This window comes from Lentisphaera araneosa HTCC2155, assembly GCF_000170755.1.
In the GTDB taxonomy this organism is placed as follows: domain Bacteria; phylum Verrucomicrobiota; class Lentisphaeria; order Lentisphaerales; family Lentisphaeraceae; genus Lentisphaera; species Lentisphaera araneosa.
This window is the reverse complement of record NZ_ABCK01000014.1, coordinates 30,761-49,436: the sequence shown is the minus strand read 5'-3', so window position 1 is coordinate 49,436 and position 18,676 is coordinate 30,761. Positions and strand designations below refer to the sequence as shown.

General features: G+C 40.7%; 15 protein-coding genes. 4 read left to right on the top strand and 11 right to left on the bottom strand.

All coding sequences use genetic code 11. From position 1 onward, the window contains the following. Nucleotides 1-43: 43 nt before the first annotated feature. From LNTAR_RS14465 to LNTAR_RS14425, 9 genes are all read right to left on the bottom strand, one after another. Entirely contained in the window at nt 44-2,224 is a 2,181-nt protein-coding gene (locus tag LNTAR_RS14465) for a glutamine synthetase III family protein (protein WP_007279466.1), read from the bottom strand. A 395-nt stretch (nt 2,225-2,619) separates the two neighbouring features. Continuing rightward, complete coding sequence (locus LNTAR_RS14460) at nt 2,620-3,339, bottom strand: SIMPL domain-containing protein (RefSeq protein ID WP_007279465.1); 720 nt, start codon at nt 3,337-3,339, stop codon at nt 2,620-2,622. A gap of 124 nt (nt 3,340-3,463) precedes the next feature. Beyond that, nucleotides 3,464-4,891, bottom strand: coding sequence for an SUMF1/EgtB/PvdO family nonheme iron enzyme (locus LNTAR_RS14455; RefSeq protein ID WP_007279464.1), 1,428 nt, complete (start codon nt 4,889-4,891; stop codon nt 3,464-3,466). Then, complete coding sequence (locus LNTAR_RS14450) at nt 4,888-5,847, bottom strand: FAD:protein FMN transferase (RefSeq protein ID WP_007279463.1); 960 nt, start codon at nt 5,845-5,847, stop codon at nt 4,888-4,890. The genes LNTAR_RS14455 and LNTAR_RS14450 overlap by 4 nt, the downstream gene beginning before the upstream one ends. 86 nt (nt 5,848-5,933) lie before the next feature. Continuing rightward, nucleotides 5,934-6,794, bottom strand: coding sequence for a sugar phosphate isomerase/epimerase family protein (locus LNTAR_RS14445; protein ID WP_007279462.1), 861 nt, complete (start codon nt 6,792-6,794; stop codon nt 5,934-5,936). A gap of 7 nt (nt 6,795-6,801) precedes the next feature. Next, complete coding sequence (locus LNTAR_RS14440; RefSeq protein ID WP_007279461.1) at nt 6,802-8,079, bottom strand: Gfo/Idh/MocA family protein; 1,278 nt, start codon at nt 8,077-8,079, stop codon at nt 6,802-6,804. Nucleotides 8,080-8,360: 281 nt separating this feature from the next. Next, nucleotides 8,361-8,681 carry a hypothetical protein gene (locus LNTAR_RS14435; protein ID WP_007279460.1) on the bottom strand — a complete coding sequence of 107 codons (321 nt, stop codon included), beginning with the start codon at nt 8,679-8,681 and terminating at the stop codon, nt 8,361-8,363. Then, nucleotides 8,674-9,600, bottom strand: a complete 927-nt coding sequence (locus tag LNTAR_RS14430; RefSeq protein ID WP_007279459.1) for a hypothetical protein — start codon at nt 9,598-9,600, stop codon at nt 8,674-8,676. The genes LNTAR_RS14435 and LNTAR_RS14430 overlap by 8 nt, the downstream gene beginning before the upstream one ends. Before the next feature lie 57 nt (nt 9,601-9,657). Continuing rightward, complete coding sequence (locus tag LNTAR_RS14425) at nt 9,658-10,377, bottom strand: Rossmann-fold NAD(P)-binding domain-containing protein (protein ID WP_007279458.1); 720 nt, start codon at nt 10,375-10,377, stop codon at nt 9,658-9,660. 91 nt (nt 10,378-10,468) lie between these two features. On the opposite strand from LNTAR_RS14425, the gene LNTAR_RS14420 reads away from it, so the two are divergent. The 4 genes from LNTAR_RS14420 to LNTAR_RS14405 all read left to right on the top strand — a co-directional run bounded on the left by LNTAR_RS14420 (nt 10,469) and on the right by LNTAR_RS14405 (nt 14,842). After that, nucleotides 10,469-11,143: a hypothetical protein gene (locus tag LNTAR_RS14420; protein ID WP_007279457.1), complete on the top strand. Its 675-nt coding sequence runs from the start codon at nt 10,469-10,471 to the stop codon at nt 11,141-11,143. An 84-nt stretch (nt 11,144-11,227) separates the two neighbouring features. Then, complete coding sequence (locus LNTAR_RS14415; protein ID WP_007279456.1) at nt 11,228-12,451, top strand: hypothetical protein; 1,224 nt, start codon at nt 11,228-11,230, stop codon at nt 12,449-12,451. A 1-nt stretch (nt 12,452) separates the two neighbouring features. Next, the gene (gene uvrB / locus LNTAR_RS14410) at nt 12,453-14,435 is read left to right on the top strand and encodes an excinuclease ABC subunit UvrB (RefSeq protein WP_040915005.1); all 1,983 of its coding nucleotides are present in this window, start codon (nt 12,453-12,455) and stop codon (nt 14,433-14,435) included. Then, nucleotides 14,435-14,842: a DUF3293 domain-containing protein gene (locus tag LNTAR_RS14405; protein ID WP_007279454.1), complete on the top strand. Its 408-nt coding sequence runs from the start codon at nt 14,435-14,437 to the stop codon at nt 14,840-14,842. Before uvrB ends, LNTAR_RS14405 begins: the two co-directional genes overlap by 1 nt. A 1-nt stretch (nt 14,843) precedes the next feature. On the opposite strand, the gene LNTAR_RS14400 is transcribed toward LNTAR_RS14405, so the two are convergent. Then, nucleotides 14,844-15,812 (bottom strand): DUF3500 domain-containing protein, encoded by a 969-nt coding sequence (locus tag LNTAR_RS14400; protein ID WP_007279453.1) that lies wholly within the window; start codon nt 15,810-15,812, stop codon nt 14,844-14,846. Between the two features lie 120 nt (nt 15,813-15,932). Continuing rightward, nucleotides 15,933-18,554 carry a leucine--tRNA ligase gene (leuS, locus tag LNTAR_RS14395; protein WP_007279452.1) on the bottom strand — a complete coding sequence of 874 codons (2,622 nt, stop codon included), beginning with the start codon at nt 18,552-18,554 and terminating at the stop codon, nt 15,933-15,935. Nucleotides 18,555-18,676: the final 122 nt, after the last annotated feature.

The following is an 18,676-nucleotide window of genomic DNA, read 5'->3' as shown; positions in this document are numbered from 1 at the left end:
GCCGGCTGCTAGAGCCGGCCCGTGCTTTCAGATAATCTTTAGATTATTTGATGAAAAGCATCTCTGTGTAGTTTGGTAGTGGCCAGAGATCATCAGCAATAGATGCTTCAAGAGCATCAGCAGCAGCACGTACTTCGAGCATTGCAGGAAGGATAGTGTGTGCGTAGTATACACATTCTTCAGTGGCATCTTCGATGTGCTTGCTACGAATTTCTTTAAGCTTTGCTACAGCTGAGCTAAGAGCAGCAATTTGACCTGTAACAGCTACGAGAGCTGACTTGTCGCCTTCTACACCAGCTGCACTAAGTGAAGCGATGTTTTCTGCGAGTTCAGTTTGGTAACGAACTGCAGCAGGAAGGATTTGAGTTTCAGCCATACGCTCAGTGAGGTTAGCTTCAACGTTAACTTTAGCAGCATATTGCTCTTGGTAGATGTTTTGACGTGACTCGAGTTCAACTTTAGAAAGAACGCCTTGCTTCTCGAACATAGCGACGTTTTCAGGAGTTGTGATCTCAGTAAGTGCTTCAGCAGAAGTCTTAAGGTTTTTAAGACCGCGCTTAGCAGCTTCAACTTGCCACTCGTCAGAGTAACCATTGCCATTGAAGACAATTTGACCAGACTCATCCATAACATCTTTAACAGTTGCGAAAACCGCATCTTCGATTGAAGAACCTGCTGCAATTTTTGCTTCAAGTGATGATCCGATAGAACTAAGAGCATCAGCCATCATAGTATTAAGAGCAACGAGAGGACCAGCAATTGATTGCAGTGAACCAACAGCACGGAACTCGAAACGGTTACCAGTGAAAGCGAAAGGAGATGTACGGTTACGGTCACCAGCATCACGTGGAAGTTGTGGCATTGAATCAACACCGAGGTTCATTAAACCACCATCGATAGAAGTTGTTGCTTTACCAGTGCTCTGGATTTGAGCAAAAACGTCTGCGAGTTGGTCACCGAGGAAAACAGAAAGAATCGCAGGAGGAGCTTCGTTAGCACCGAGACGGTGGTCGTTAGAAGCAGAAGCGATTACAGCGCGGAGAAGACCTTGGTTTTTCTCAACAGAAGAAATAACAGCAGCACAGAAAGTGATGAACTGGAGGTTATCGTGAGGAGTTTTACCTGGATCGAGGAGGTTACCCTGAGTTGTGTTACCAATTGACCAGTTAAGGTGCTTACCAGAACCATTAAGACCAGCGAAAGGCTTCTCGTGGAAGATTGCCGTCATGCCGTGCTTGTTAGCAGTAGCTTTAATGATGTGAACGATGAGTTGTTGGTGATCAGTAGCAACGTTAGCTGTTTCGTATACAGGAGCGATTTCGAACTGACCAGGAGCAACTTCGTTGTGACGAGTTTTTACTGGGATAGCGAGTTTGAAACACTCTTGCTCAACTTCCATCATGAAGTTAAGTACACGTGCAGGTACTGCACCGAAGTAGTGGTCGTCGAACTCTTGACCTTTAACTGGAGCAGCACCGAAAACGGTACGGTCAGCTGAGATGAGGTCAGGGCGAGCGTAGAAGAAGTTAGTGTCAACGAGGAAGTACTCTTGCTCAGGACCAGCGAAAGAAGTAACTTTAGTAACTTCTTCACCAGGATTGAGGATTTCGAGAACTTTGTGCGCTGCTTTGTCAACAGCTTGCATTGAACGGAGAACTGGAGTTTTCTTATCGAGTGCTTCACCAGTCCAAGAAACGAAACAAGTAGGGATACAAAGTGTTGTACCGTTGTCAGATTCGAGGATGTAAGCAGGAGAAGTTACGTCCCAAGCCGTGTAACCACGTGCTTCGAAAGTGTCACGGATACCACCGTTAGGGAAAGATGATGCATCAGGCTCACCTTGTACGAGGAGCTTACCAGAGAATTCAGTAATGCATTTGCCTTCGCCATCAGGAGAAAGGAATGAATCGTGCTTTTCAGCAGAAGAACCAGTGAGTGGATAGAAAACGTGCGTGTAGTGAGTTGCACCTTTTTCAAGTGCCCAGTCTTTCATTGCTGTAGCAACAACGTCTGCAGCAGCAAGATCTAGGTCAGAACCAGCGTCGATAGTCGCTTTTACTGATTTGTAAGTGTTCTTAGGAAGGCGAGCTTTCATGACCTCGTCAGTGAAAACATTGCAACCATAGAATTCAGTTACAGGGTTGTCGATATAGTTCATTGGTTCGACGTAAGTACCGTCGATAACTGCCTGGATGGCATTTTGTCTAGAGATAGAACCACTCATTGTGTGTAGCCTCTTTTTTCTTGTTTAGGTTAAAATTACAAAAATGTAAACTTTTTAATTTTTATGTCCGATACTGTAAAAGTCGAATCAATACTGTCAAGTAATTAGATCCGCAAAAGTCCTAAAAAAAGGCTTCTGATGTAAAAAACGACAATTTTGTAATACTTAAATATTATTATGGGGGATATTAAGGCAAGATAAACCTGTTAAGTACTAATTTAAAAAGAGTTAAAGTTTACTCATTCCGATTTCGTAAAAATACTCATTTTCTTATATAGCATCTGATATTTGTGTTTTATCCAAGCTTCTTGACTATGATTGACTAGGTTTTTGTCGATGCGAAAGTCCCGGGGACACATTATATATAAATGATAGAATTATAAAAAGAAATGCTCTTATTTATCTAAATAAAAGCTGATATTGGTGACAACGCGAACATCCTTTTCGATTTTATGGGTATCACCATAATCACTACCGGCATCGCGAATGTAGAAGTTCCCTTGGCGTGCGTTGCGAATTCCGCCAACTTTAACGCCAGCGTGAGAAGCAAATTCACCTGCGGCAATACGAGCATTTTTTGTGGCTTCTTTAAGCATGTCAGGTTTGATTTTGTTTAGCTCAGTAAACAGATATTTAGGAGCGTGATTATTTAAACTGATTCCTTGGGCAATGAGTTTATTCAACTCTTTTCGAGCCGCTTTAACTAATTGTACTTTATCTGACTCAAGTTCAATATCGGCATTAAGTGAATAGCTTTGCGAGATCATCACATTTTTATCATCTCTAATAGCGTGATACTGATAATCAATAATGCCCAAGTCAATTTCGCTTTCTTCGAAGCCTTGACTTTGTAAAGTATTGCTAATCTTTTTTTGCAGTTCTTCAGCTCGTTTATAAAGCAGGGCGAGGTCGGTCTTCTTATTAGAGCTCAGAGTGAAATCCATATCCCAATTAACGAGGTTGGCAGTGACGCGTCTTTCAGCCAAGCCTTTAGCTTCGGCAATATTGAGAGCGACTTTGGCATTGTACATAGTTTGGCCAATAAAATAGCCTGCACAAGTCATTCCTGTGGCAATAAGCATGCCACAGATGATTGGCGTTAAAAATTTATTCATAAACTGACTCCTATTTAGTTTTTCTTAGGATAGGTTTAGCCCACCTAAAGACAGGAGTCAGTTTGAGAAAACTATGTGAAAACTAAGTGAATGAAGTAGAGAGTATTCAACTCCCTAAATCTTATCATTCTCCTCGTTGAGGTATGGCTTTGATTTCTTCATCAGTGGGCCAGTATTTATGAAGATCTTCAAGTTTTGGGATTTCGCCTGCTCTTACGACGCGGAAGCCAACCCAAACGGCATCGGTGTGATACCAGACAGATTTGGGAATTTGGGGATCTTGTACCTTCCATTCGGGGTTGGAGTAGAAGCGTTTTGCGGATCTCAATTCATCTGCACTATTGACATAGGAACCTCCACGAACAATGCGTTCGTAGATTTTGTTCGGCCAAAATTCAGTTTCTTCAAAAGGATTTTCTTCAGGAGTTTTAGGGGCGAGATTTACTGGATCTTTACCGGGTGACTTTTCATAGAATTCTGGGTCGAAACTATCGAGAACCCATTCAGAAACATTGCCGTGCATGTCGTGTAAGCCCCAAGCATTAGGTTTCTTTTGGCCAATGGCTTGGTATGAGTCATTGGCGTTGTCCGCAAACCAAGCGTAGTCACCAAGTTTACTGGCGTCGTCACCAAAGCTATATTCACTTTGGCTTCCCGCACGACAAGCATACTCCCATTCAGCTTCGGTAGGAAGGCGATAAAAGTGACCTGTTTTGGCACTCAACCACATACAGTAAGCTTTCGCAGCTAATTGAGTCATACAAATCACAGGACGCTTTTCTTTGCCCATACCAAAACTCATATCTAAATAAGGGCCCGTAGGACGTGAGACGATGTCGGCATTTTTGTCGAGCTTGTTCATTGTGAAACTTTCTGGCGTACGGCGTTCAATGTCTAAATCAAACTGCCAAGATTCATACTCTGCCCAAGTGACTTCGTGTTTTCCCATCCAGAAAGCAGAGATTTCGATTTCTTTCACAGGTGATTCCTCATCATTTGCGGATCCGCGCTTGTACTTGCCTCCAGGAATAGGCATCATGGTGAATTCGTTTTCAGCAGCTTTATTAACTGTATAAGGAGTTTCTACTGTAGCTTTTTTACCAGCTTGCGTTTCAAAGCCAAGAGCTTTGTAAAGTTCGCTTGCCATGATGATACTTCTTTCTCCATCAACTGAAGAGAGAGTTTTAACGAATTCACCACTCGGGGCTTTTTCTTCAGGCCACTTAGCGCCTTGGTCAATCCAATTTTTAAGCGTGGTCTTTTCTTCTGAGCTTAAAGTTGTGGGCATCGGCATGCGCGGGTCGTTAGCAGCTAGTGTTGCTAAAGTGTAGATTGAGCTTTTACTGGCATCGCCTGATGTAATTCTTGCTCCATGTTTGCCGTGTGCAAAAACGCTAGATTTATCGGTAATGATTAATCCGCCAGCCCCAACATTTTTGTTGTGGCAGGTCATACAGTGCTTGTCGAAAATAGGTTTAACATCTTTTTGAAAGTCTACAGCGCTCAAGGCAGAGGCGGTGAGCATTAGGCTAAATAGGCTTCTATATTTCATAGTTTGTCTCCAGAATAAACAGTTGGGAAGTTTTTAGATTGATGAATTGAATTGCCGTTATTAATGCGGACTCCGCAATTTTTTAACAGTAGAGAGTTTTCTTGGAAGTTGAGCACACTAAAACTTGAGGCGAGGGCATCGGCCTCCATTGCGGACTCCGCAAAAACCGAGACACGTTGATTCTGAGTTAAGGCTCTTCCCGTTCTTGGATCTATAATATGGGAGTAAGTCTTGCCGTCTTTTTTGAGGTTCTGTAGAGAACTGCCCGAGGTGGCGAGGGCACCTTGTTTGATTTGGATATATTCATTATTTATGGAATGATTGCGATCACTTAAATAAATGGTCCACTTTCCTGTTGGGTGAGCCGTCATCAAGAGATCCCCAGAAGCATCAATCATTGCGTGTTGAATCGAGTTACGTTTTAAGACCTTCATGGCTTCGTCAATGGCATAACCTTTGGCAACTGCTCCTAAATCGATTTTCATTTGAGGTGCTAAGAGTTTTGCCTGTTGATCTTTTAATTCAATTTTGCGGTATCCGCAACGCTCTAGATTGCGGGCAATTTCTTTGTCTGAAGGGATTTTTTTCATGAAGCGCGCTTTGCGCCACATGCGGGTGAGGGGGCCACAAGTGATATCAAAAGCACCTGAACTTTGCTCTGATAAGTTGAGTGAATAATCGAGAACAGTGAACAAATCCTCACTTAATGGAAACCATTCTTGGTGACTTGCCGAAAGAGAGTTGACCTCACTTTTGACTAAGTAATCACTGCAGGCTTGATTGATCTCTAAAATTCTTGCGAAAGCCTTTTCTGCGGCTCGTTTTGCGAGATCCGCATTTTCTGAATAGATCATTACGCGAAAATCACAGCCCATTTGGCGGCTAGTAAAATTATGTGGCTGAAGGTCAGCATGAACCGAGAATAAAAAGCAAGCAAAAAGTGCTAATAGTTTCATTGTCGGCTCCAAAATTTTTTATCAATATAGTTCTTAGATTCGCATCCTTATAAAAATCTTGCGATTAATCGTTGATTTCCTAACAATTAATGAGAAAAAACTTTTCTCATGTTAGTGAGAATCTCTTTTAAGCGTTTTTTATCTCCACCACCGACTTCAGCTGTTGCCCAGCCTGAGTAATTGATTTCTTTCAAAGCTTTGCACACGGCGGGCCAATCATTGCTGTCTTGGCCAATTTTTGCTTTGAAGCCTTTCCACACATTTCCGCCTTCGGGCTGAAGTAAGTAGGGCTTTACGTCGAGTTTCATGATCTTATTGCCAAGGACGGGAGGCCATGAAGCTGGTGGATTGTAGCGTACCGTATTGCCTATATCGAAATAGGAGCCCACGCGTTCAGCTTCAAGTTCATTGATGTACTTAAGGGTGTCTTCTGGCCTTGTGAGGAAATCATTCCATACATTTTCTAGAAGGATATTGATTCCGAGTTCTTTGGCAAGGGGGAGAGCTTTTTTTATTTCAGCAATACTGCGATCCCAGCATTCTTGAAAAGAGGTTCCTTTGCGAACTTTTCCTGGAACGAGGAGGACTGAACTAGCACCATAAAACTTGGCATCTTTAATGGCTTGCTTAAATCCCTCTAAGCCTTTAGCTCTAATTTCTGGGCTGGGGTCTGAAAGTTGAAGTTTCCAATGAGTGCTACACACAACGCCGTGAATGGGAAGCCCGGTTGCTTCACTCGCGGCTTTTAATTGTTCTCGGTTTCCACTTGGGGCATTAACTTCAATACCATCGTAACCGAGGTCCTTGACGAGTTGGAACTTTTCCTGAACGGACAAGCCCTTTTCCTTAATCATGCCATATTTGAGAGCAAATTTGATGTCCAGCTTTTCGGCAGAAGCAGAAAAACTTAAAAAAAGACAAGTTAATAATAAGCTTAGTTTTTTCATCGGTGACCTAAATAAATTTTGTAATGCCAGGTTTAGCAACTGGAGCTACAGAAATTGGCGTATCGAAAGAATAAGCACTTGGACTTAAGTCTTCTTTGGAATTCATCAGTTGATCCCAGGTAAGTTTCTTGCCCGTATAGCCCGACATGCGGCCTAAGATGCCTAAACCACAACTTTTAATAGATTCTTTGCCGTTGTTAAAATATTTTCCAGCTCGTAGATGCTCGACTAAAACACGTTGTTCGTGTTGGTGCATCTGTTCAAATTTACCTTTGGCTGCCCAGATTTGCTCACCTTTTGAGTTGTAGATACGAGCACGTTGAAAATCGACCTTACCTTTTGTGCCATAGGCAATGTCACCAACGTATCGGTCAGCACCTGATTGCTGACGGCAAGTGAAGTTACCCGTGATACCGTTTTGGAATTCATAATTAACGCTAAAATTGTCATAAATATTACCGTATTTGGCATCTGTTCTCGATTGACGACCACCCATGGCGTTTACCGATTTGATGTCGTCATCTCCTGCAAGCCACTGCATTTTATCAATGCTATGGATGGCTTGTTCAACGATGTGGTCACCAGAGAGCCAGGTGAAGTAGAGCCAGTTACGCATTTGCCATTCCATATCAGTCCAATCTTCTTTGCGTCCACGATGCCATAAGCCACCCGCATTATAAGAAGTTTGGATATTGATGATGTCACCAATGATCCCTTCTTTGATTTGCTTCATGGTCTCAACTTTTGGGCCATCAAAACGATAGCAAAAACCACAAAGGAAGTAGAGTCCCTTTTCTTCACATTTACGGATAGCTTCGGCAGCCTTTTTTAAGCCAGCTGGATCACAAGCTAAAGGCTTTTCTGCAAAGATGTGTTTACCTGCATCTACGGCGGCTTCCATATGCATAGGACGGAAATGAGGAGGCGTTGCGAGAAGTACGATATCAACTTCTGGCATGGCCATGACTTTTTTGTAGGCATCAAAACCTGAGAAACAAGTGTCGTCAGACAATTGTACTTTGTCACCCAAGCGAGCAAAACGTTTTTTTGCAGAATCAACCTTATCGGGAAAGAGGTCAGCTAAGGCAACGAGCTGAATATTATTATCGACTTTAAGGATTTGATTGGCAGCACCTGAACCACGGCCGCCACAACCAATTAATGCGACTTTGAGAGTTTTTTGCGAAGGCTTTGTGTCTGCAAGTGCAGATGAAGCAGTTAGGCTAGAGGCGAGTAAGGCAGAGCTGCCTTTGAGGAAATTGCGTCGATCGTGAATGAGGTTCATGTTCTTTTCCTTAAGTGAATTAATGAGAGATGTCAATATATATCATATTAAATATCTATAGTCAAGATGTTTTTAGTTTAAAAAATTGTATTTTTTGGTATTAAGATAATCTTTCTATAGCGTGTTTATCACTAAAAAACTCATTTTGAGTTTAATTTATAGTAATTTTAGAGGCAATAGCAAAGCTGTATTCTATGTTTGATTTATAGGATACTTAAGTGAGATAAACTGGAGTTGTAGTGATTTGATTAAGCAAAAAATAGTATTAAAACTATAATTGATTAGGCTTTTCTGCCTCTTTTATTTTTTTTGCTTTTTTTATTTTCTTCTTCTTCCTCTTCTGGAAGCTTTTCATGTATGGGCCAAGCTGAGAAAGCTAAGGACCAGAAGAAAATAAAGGGACCTATAATAGGTAGAAGACAAATAGTTGCTTTTGACGTAGGTAGGCCTGTTTTTTTACATACTACCGATGATAGGAAGAAAAGGCTAAAGGTTAAACCTATGAGGATGATCCAGGGTGCCCACTGTGCAGGGTTGACAGGGAGGAGGTCGATCGAGCTGGAGACCGTAACAAAGTCATGCATTTGAAATATATTACTCATCTTCGGAATCTTCTTCATTAGCGCAGAAAATAGAGTGGAGCTTCCACTCATTAAAACAAATTCCCCACATAAAAATAAAAGGTCCAATTGCGGGGATGAGACAAAGTGCTGCACGTGAAGTGGGGAAGCCTGCTTTTTGGCAAATTGCCATTGCGGGCCACATAAGAGCAAGACCAAAGCCAAAAATGACTATCCAGCCAACGGAGGATCCGTCATTGAGCTTTTCTTCAAGTTCAAGTTTTTCTTCAATGCTCACAACATCTTTTTTATTACGATCTGAGAAATCAATACTTTTTTTTAGGTATGATTTTGGGTTTTTCCAATCATTTTGTTGACCGACTTCGGAAAAAATAATTCTCGAAATGGTATGCTCATCTTTTAAAATGTGCTTGAAGGGGATTTTAATTTCCATATAATTGCCTGTTGAAGCATTCATGGCACTATCTGCTGAATAGGAGATTACCTGTCTTGGGTTTTGCCCCTTTTTACTTATGTCGTAAATGTCGTAGTAGGGAACCGCTTTGTTGTTAAGTTTAAAAGGGATTACATATTCAAAACCAGGAGCTTTTACGTATTTGTTTAAACGTAGGTTTTCATCAGAGCCCGTTTTTTTATTGTTATCAATATCAAAAACAATTTTTAAGAAGGCTTCATTTTTAATAGCACCTACATGGTTTTTTGTATTGAGTAAAAGGTAGAGAGCTTCTTTGTCCATCGCCATTTTAATTGACATGACGTCGGTGTACGGAGGTTTTAAGTTTATACCAAAGTTTTGACTGAGGTATGGAATAGCCTTCCACTCCTGAATTGAGCCATCGATTTCGATGCTATTGCTCACAGGGACTTTAAATGTCTTCGGCGGCTCTTGCGCAAAACAAGTTGTATAAATTAATAAAACTGAGAATAAAATAAGTCTCAAAAAACACTCCACGTAGTTATACTAAAAAGTTTACATAGTTTTTTCAGCTACGCAAGATCAACTTAAGCTTGAAAAGTCGGTGGCTCGTAAAAAAGAATGATTTTTCTTCAATAAAGCTACTAAGAGTTCACTTTTAATTATTTTTCGGCTGATTGATTCAGCTTTGAGATCTTGTGGGAATTCAAATTTATAGTGTTTTGCAAGTGTTTCCCAGGAGTCACTTTCACCAGTGCAAAGGTTAATTCTTTTGGATTTTAAACCTAAGTCAGCCAGCTCTAAAGTGAGAGTAACGATGTCATTGACATGGATGAGGTTAACCGTTTTATTTGGGTTTTTGATGAGGCCTTTTAGTAACCAATTTTTTGGATCTCTTTTGGGGCCAAATATACCGCAAAGTGTGAAGATATTAGCACCCAATGAACGGAGTCTTTCTTCAGCAACTAATCTAGGCTTAGTGAAATCGAGTTCGGACGACTCTGTGATCACTTGATTATCGAATTCATGTTTATACACCGAGGTAGTGGAGTAAATAATGATTTGCTCAGTGATTTTTTTTAAATGCTTATAAAGAGCAAATTCTACTTCTTCATTTTTGCAGGCAAAAGTCCAGATAATAGTTTTTGATTTAGGCAGGTTCTGCCATGTACTCTGATCATTTAGATCAAAGTGAATGATGTTCTTTGATTTAGGCTGTCGGCTAGTGACAATTGCATTGGGGCTTTTTTTAATTAGACGTGAACCACAATAGCCATTTCCAAGGATGAGATAATCGTACATGAGCTTTCTTCAGTTTTTTTTATTATAAAGAGAGTTGAAAAACGATCTAAAAGAACCAGTTTCCCATATAACGTCAATAGGAGACCATATAATGGAAAAACAAGAAGAAGAATCGAGTTCCTTTCTTAAAATTTTAGGCATAGGTTGCTTGGGTTTTATTATCTTAGGAGCTTTGGGTGTGTGGTATGCCATAAATAATGTAAATAGTATCACGGCAGAAGTTGCACAGTCAATTGCAGGGAAGATAATCAACAAAACGCAGCTATCAGAACAAGATAAAAAGGAGCTCATGGTCATTCTTGATGAAATAACTGAAGATGTGAAAGATGGTAAAATTACTAATGATGAATTCAGAGCGATGCTCGCGAGCTTCAGTGAGAGTGGTTTACTTCCAGCCTTGGGCTTACGTTTTTTTGAAACGGCGTATTTGAAAGATGCCGACTTACCACACGAAGAAAAAGATGAGCTCTTGAAGAACTTAAGTCGTTACCGTTGGGGTTTAATCAATGATAAAATAGAATATTTCAATCAAAATCTTGACGACATTATGAATATTATTAGTGTCAAACAAGGTGATAAAAGTGAGTTTAAACAAGAACTCACAAATGAAGAATTACTTGAAGCGGTCAATATCATGAAAGAGGCCGCTGATATTAGTCAAATTGAAGACAAGAAGTTTAATATTGAAGTCGCTAAAGAAGTCAGAAAAGTTTTGGATCGTGCCAAAGAGAAAGCTCTAGAGCAAGAAGCTTCAGAAAACAAGTAATAGCCAGTATGTTAAGAAAAAAGTGAGTTTTATATGCCTTACCTAATTTTATTATTATTATTCCTTCTCGTTGGGTGCCAAGTTATGGATCCAGCTGATCATTATGAAGCGGATCAGTTAAGTGTTGAGCAAGAAAAGTTTGTTGATAGACGTGAAGTGCTCAAGAAAGAAGCCGAAGAGAATTCTCTGGAAGATAAAGCTGATTTCTTTGAGACGAAGATAAAAAAGAATATGCCCATGGGCTTGGCAATGATTCCCAAGTATTATGGAGAGAAGGTTGGGGATGAATTAAGAGTGGATCTTAATTGTCATTTACTCGCCGCCATGGCGTTTAAATATGATGTCACGAAAGATGAAAAAGATCTTGCATTTGTGAAGCAACTTTTTCATAGTTTTATTCAGGTCGATGAGGCCAATGGTATGGACGGTTATTTACCCGTGAAAGTTCGTTACGATGAAGAAAAAACTTTGATCTTAAATAACGAATGTCATGAAAATGTGTATGTACAGTTGTTTTTTGCTTATCAAATTGTATACGATAAAGTACCTCAGCTGAGAGAGGATGTTAAAGATCATCTAAAAATAATCTTTAAACACTTTATGAAGAATAATTTCACACTGCATGATCAAAACGATGTTGAAGTTCCCTATAGTGATTTAAAACCCAACTCCTGGCAAGTGTACAACAATCGTCGTTTGTCCATGATATCTATGATTGATTTAGGTCGTCGTTGTTTTGGAGGTAATTTACGTGCAGAGTTAGAACTGATCTACCTTCAGTTAGAGCACTTGTCTTATCCATATTTTGTACAAAGACAAGCTTACAGAAGTTTTAATTTAGAGTTTCCGACACACTCGAGTTCGTGGTTAAATTACTTGAAGATCTATAATGGCTTCACGGCATCAAAATCAGATTTTTACAAAAAAAGCTTTGAGAATCTTGAGAAGTTTTATAGCAATCAAAACAATCCTTTTTCCAAATTAGTGGGCCATGGTATTGGTGTTTATGATCTTGACGAAGTCGATGTGATAGTGATGCAGAACCTTGAAACATTCCCCTTGGATTTACGTCAATACCCCACCTTAGGTTCACTAGATACGGCGAGCAAAATGGGGTCATACGTTAAGTTAGAAGCTAGAGAGGAAGCTACTGAGTTTGTTCCCGTTTATGCACGCCCATACAAGTCTATAGAGTGGAAGCATAATCAATTGCGCTTAGATGGCAATTTTAATTCCACAGGGAATAAGTGCTTCACTGGTGTGGATTACTTGATTGTGTACTGGATGTGGAGAAGCTTTAAAAAGTAATATGGAAGTTCCCTATCAGTTAAAGTCAGATTTTGAACCCGCAGGGGATCAACCTGAAGCCATAAAGAAATTGCTCTCGGGACTTGAGTCTAGTCAGCAGTTTCAAACGCTCCTTGGTGTTACTGGTTCGGGTAAGACTTTTACTGTGGCCAACATCGTAGAACAGGCTGGGCGCCCCGTTTTGATACTGGCTCAAAATAAAACTTTAGCGGCACAGCTCTTTAGTGAGTTTAAGCATTTCTTTCCAAAGAATCGAGTTGAGTATTTTGTCTCTTACTTTGATTATTACCAACCCGAAGCCTATATCCCGCAAACGGATACTTATATTGCCAAAGATAGTTCCGTAAATGATGAAATTGAGAAATTCCGTCTTTCCGCTACCTGTTCCTTACTCGAGCGAAGGGATGTGATAGTGATTGCCTCTGTGTCTTGTATCTATGGCTTAGGTGATCCAGAAATGCTAACGCGCATGAGTGTGAAGCTTGCTGTGGGAGATGAAATGGATCGCGACGAACTCATACACTTATTAATTGAGAGCCGCTATGAACGCAATGATACGGCTCCGAGTCGCGGTGAATTTTCGGTCAGCGGTGATGTGGTCAATATTTTTCCTTCATACAAAGACGATTATATTCGGATAGAGTTTTTTGGTGACGAAATAGATGAGATCAGTTTACGAGATGAATTGAATCACAATGTCTTAGAAGGCATGTCACATACACTTATTTTCCCTGCATCACACTTTGCCACATCGAAAGATCGCTTAGAGAAGATGGTGCCACAAGTTCTTGAAGAGCTCGATGATCAAGTGTCGAAATTTGAGAATGAGGGCAAATTGGTTGAAGCACAACGAATTTACCAACGCACCAATTACGATATGGAAATGGTTGCTGAGCTTGGTTATTGCCAAGGTATTGAGAACTACTCACGTTACGTCACGGGACGGCCGATTGGTTCACGCCCTTTTACATTGATCGATTTTTTCCCCGATGATTATTTAACTATTGTCGATGAGAGTCACGTCACCATCCCACAATTTAGAGCGATGTATAACGGCGATAAAAGTCGTAAATCAAGCCTCGTTGAACACGGCTTTCGTTTACCTTCCGCATTGGATAACCGTCCGATGAAATTTGAGGAATTTGAGGCAAAAATGGGACAGACAGTTTTTGTTTCTGCGACTCCCGCAAATTATGAAATTGATAAGAGTTCGGATGTCGTTGAGTTAGTTGTACGTCCTACGGGCTTAGTGGATCCAGTCGTAGAAATTCGTCCTCTTAAAGGGCAAGTGGATGATTTGCTTGCCGAAATAAGGGATCGCTCGAAAAAGAATGAGCGCGTTATTGTGACTTGTTTGACCAAGAAGACTTCAGAAGATCTAAGTGATTATTTACAGGATCTAGGAGTTAAATGTACCTATATTCACTCGGGGATTGACACAATTGAAAGAATTGAAATCTTGCGGGAACTTCGTTCGGGAGAGATTGATGTGGTAATTGGTATTAATCTACTGCGAGAAGGTATGGACTTACCTGAGGTTTCTTTAGTAGCCGTTCTCGATGCAGACAAAGAAGGTTTTTTACGTTCGACTACGGCTCTTTTGCAGATCGCTGGCCGTGCCGCTCGAAATGCCAATGGTTCTTGTATTCTTTATGCCGATACAATGACTGGGAGTATGCGACGTTTTCTCGATGAAACGGGCAAGAGACGTGAGAAGCAAATGCAATATAATGAGGAGCATGGCATAACTCCTCAAACAATTATTCGTAAAGAGCAGGAAAGTTTATTCTCAGGAGGCAGTAGCGTTCCCGGTAAGCGTAAAAATAAAAAAGAGTCTATCCTCGAGCTCCGTGAAGAAGATATTAGTGAAGAGCTTTTACGTGATTTAAAGAATGAAATGATTAAGGCTGCAGAAGCTTTGGAATTTGAACGCGCCGCTGAATTAAGAGATAAAATTAAAGAACTCAAAGAAAAGCTGTATTAATGGATGATTTAATACAGGCTTATAAAGAGACGGATTACTTGGTTCCCGAATTCGATTTATGTATCAAAATCGATCAATGTGGTGAGGACCTCTTGAGCTTTTGCGATAGCCGCAAAGTTGAATCGTGGGCATTGATTACCGCTCATAACCCTTACTCAAAACTTTTGTCAAAAGAAGAGAACCAAAAGAGAAATGAAGCTTTATCAGCGGACCTAAAAGCTTACAAATATCACTTTGCTCTAGGAAAGGGGCGAGATACCGATTGGCCAATTGAAGATAGTTTTTTTATCCTCAATATAACTTTGGAACAAGCCTTGCTGTTAACGAAAAAATACGAGCAGAATGCCATGGTCTATGGCCTAAGGCAATCTGCGGCAAAATTGATTTTGAATAAAGACTTTAAGTAGTCTACTTACCACCAAAATCAGATTTACGACTACGCCAAATTTGGTGAACGTGATTAACGGGAGTCTTTTGAGTTCCATTTTGCGTATTGAACAAGAGAAGAACTATATCGCTACCAATAATTTGATAGTGGTGAGGCTCCTGCAAGTTAGTTCCCCCGTAATAAGTAAAGCGTATATTATTTTTGTCTTGCTCAATTTCTTTCATGACTTGAGAAGCATAATGCTCATTGAGGTCATTAATATAAGCTTGGTTAATGAGTGTCATTAAAGCTTGCTGCTGAGAAGCCTTGAGTTGGGGCCACTTAATTCCGTCCTTATCGTATTCGCCTGGAAAAGCTTTCTTACCTTCTTTCATGTCGCGCATTTGAACTTTTTCTTTGTGCGCTAAAGCTTTTTGTTTAGAGTCAAAAGACTTAACTAAGTCAAAAGCTGCGTCTTCCGCAAACGCGAGGGGGCGTTCACCTTCTTTAAGAGTAGAACTTGAGTTCTTGAATATTTTTGCGGGATTCGCACCAAAGAAGAGGGGGGTGCCACTAATGAGTTCTTTATCATTAAAAGTGAAGTTCACAGAGATATGATGACCTTCAAAGCTAAAGCCCCATTTTCCTTGATTCATTTTTCCAAAGAGCGTGAAGTAGAATTTTTTTGGATCGCGGTGATCGCCTTCAACTTCTCTTAGGATTTTTTCCATTTCAATAACGGCTTTAACTTTGTTGATTCCTTGTTTGGAAAAAACGTGTGCCATAATATGAAACATCTCATCGCTTTGTTCTTGGCTCATTGCGGAAATCGCTAAGCCCTTACGTTCTTTCATGGGAACGTAATGCCATTGAGTTCGCTCAGAACTATTGAATTCTTTACTTACGAGGGCTTTTTGTTCTTCGTTCAACTCTTGGTACCACTCGTCAAAGCCGTGGCCAAAAAGAGCACTATTGAGTGTAAACAAACTTAAAAGAAATAATTTTTTCATGACAAACTCCGTTTATATTTTTTCACAATACGCTTCTTTCTCATGAATATTAACAGAGGAGCAAGAAAAAAGGTCATAAGTTTGAACTTATGACCTTTTTGACAAACTCTGAATAGAGTTTTACGTAGCGACAATATTGACTAATCGACCGGGGACAGCGATGATTTTTCTCACTGTTTTACCTTCGATACGCGATTTTACATCATCGTCAGCTAAAGCAATCTCTTCGAGCTGTTTAGCATCTGCATCAGCAGCTACCTTCATGCGCTTAACTGGTTTGCCTAGAACTTGCACGAGAATTTCTACTTCAGAGAGTTTGAGGAATTCTTCTTTATATTCAGGCCATTGAACATAAGCAATGGTCTCTGTGTGTCCAAGTTTCTCCCAAAGCTCTTCAGCGAGGTGGGGCGCAAAGGGTGAGAGGATAGTTACAAAATCTTCGATAGCCGATTTTGGTATGGCTTTGAGCTTACTGAACTCATTAATGAAAATCATCATTTGTGAAATGGCTGTATTGAAACCGAAACTTTCGATATCTTCGCCCACTTTCTTAATGGTGGCATGAAGTGTACGGCGAGAGTCTTCGCTCAGTTCAGCGTCATCAGAAATACTTGAATTGAGTTCGCCATTTTTATCGACGACAAGCTTGTGACAGCGCGTTAGGAATTTGTTGATCCCATTGATACTGCTAGTGATCCACAGTTTAGAGTCGGCGAGTGCACCCATGAACATTTCGTATAAGCGCAGTGAATCAGCGCCAAATTCTTTAACGATATCATCGGGATTAACCACGTTAGAAAGAGATTTTGACATTTTGCCAGCCATCTGTTCGAGTTCCTCACCCGTATCTTTATGGAAGTACTTCTTTGTTGAATCGAGTTCCATATTAGAAGGTACTGCATCGCCGTTTTCGTCTACGACAAGGTCAGTGCCAACCCAGAATCCTGCTTTGTTTTTGTATGAAACGGCCAGGATCATACCTTGGTTAAAAAGCTTTTGGAAAGGTTCTTTAACAGAAACAATTCCGAGATCAAAAAGAACCTTGTGCCAGAAACGAGCGTAGAGTAAGTGTAAAACTGCGTGTTCAGCACCACCGATGTAGAGATCCACTGGCATCCAGTACTTTTCTATCTCGGGATCAAAAGCCGCTTCACTATTGCCTGCGTCAATATAACGAAGGTAATACCAGCAAGAGCCTGCCCATTGTGGCATGGTGTTTGTTTCACGACGACCTTTCATTCCTGTTTCAGGGCAAGTGTAATCGAGCCATTTAGTAGCGTTGGCTAAAGGAGACTCACCAGTTGCAGAAGGGTGGATGTTTTCCATTTCGGGTAGACGTACAGGGAGTTCGTTTTCAAGAGTTTTGATGGAACCATCTTCCATGTGGACAATTGGGAAGGGTTCACCCCAATAGCGTTGACGAGAGAAAATCCAGTCACGAAGACGGTAGTTTGTTTTTTCTTCACCAAGGCCTTTGCTCACGAGCCAGTCAGTTGCCTTGCGTTTGGAGTCTTTCACTTCCAAACCATTAAGATCTAAGCCATCTTGGTTAGATGAATTAATGAGTTCGCCATTGCCAGTCCAGCAAGCTTTACCAGCAAGTGCCGCTTCCACATCCACACCTTCGTATTTGGCTTCTTTGATGTTTGGCGAAATGATACATGTGATTGGAAGATCAAAAGCTTGAGCAAATTCAAAGTCACGGTCATCATGTGCAGGAACGGACATGATCGCTCCCGTGCCATAGCTCGAGAGAACATAATCAGAAATCCAGATGGGGAGCTTTTCGCCATTCACAGGATTGATTGCGTAAGCACCTGTGTGAACACCGGTCTTTTCTTTGTTTTCTGAACGATCTTGTTCAGACATATTACGAGCTTTAGTCACGTAAGCTTCGATTTCTGCTTTTTTATCTGCCGTAGTGATTTGAGAAACTAAATCATGCTCGGGAGCGAGAACCATATAAGTAGCGCCAAATAAAGTGTCGGGACGAGTTGTGTATACACGGATTTTGTCGCTATGGCCATCAAGGACAAAGTCAACTTCAGCACCGATAGATTTACCAATCCAGTTGCGTTGCATCTCTTTAATACCTTCAGGCCAATCGAGATCATCAAGACCTTCAAGTAGCTGTTCAGCATATTCAGTGATTTTGAAAACCCATTGCTTCATAGGTTTGCGCTCAACTGCATTGCCTTTTTCGTCCATGCCATTATTGACTTCTTCGTTGGCGAGAACTGTACGAGTAGTAGGGCACCAGTTTACATCGACATTGTCGATTTTAGCTAAACCCTTTTTATAAAGCTGAAGGAAAATCCACTGTGTCCATTTGTAGTACTTTTCATCAGTGGTGTTGATCTCGCGATCCCAGTCATAGGAAAAACCAAGCTCTTGGATTTGACGACGGAAGTTGTCGACATTTTTTTCAGTAGTGATTGAGGGGTGGACACCTGTCTTCATAGCATACTGTTCTGCAGGTAAGCCAAAAGCATCCCAACCCATTGGGTGGAGGACGTTGAAACCTTTTTGACGTTTGTAACGGCAAATGATATCGGAAGCTGTGTAGCCTTCTGGGTGACCTACGTGTAGACCAGAACCTGAGGGGTAAGGGAACATGTCCAAAGCGTAAAACTTGGGTTTTGTTTCGTCCTTTTCAACTTTAAAAGTTTTATTATCAAGCCAGTACTTTTGCCATTTACTTTCTATGGCCAAGTGGTCGTAATCTTTAATGATTTCAGACATAAATTATTCTCGTTTGTAAATTTTAAAAAATGTCGGGAAATCTATCATAAGAAGCCAAAATGCCAATAGGGAGATAAAGGAACTTTGTCTTCTTTTGTGGAGCTAAATAAAATTACTTGGGA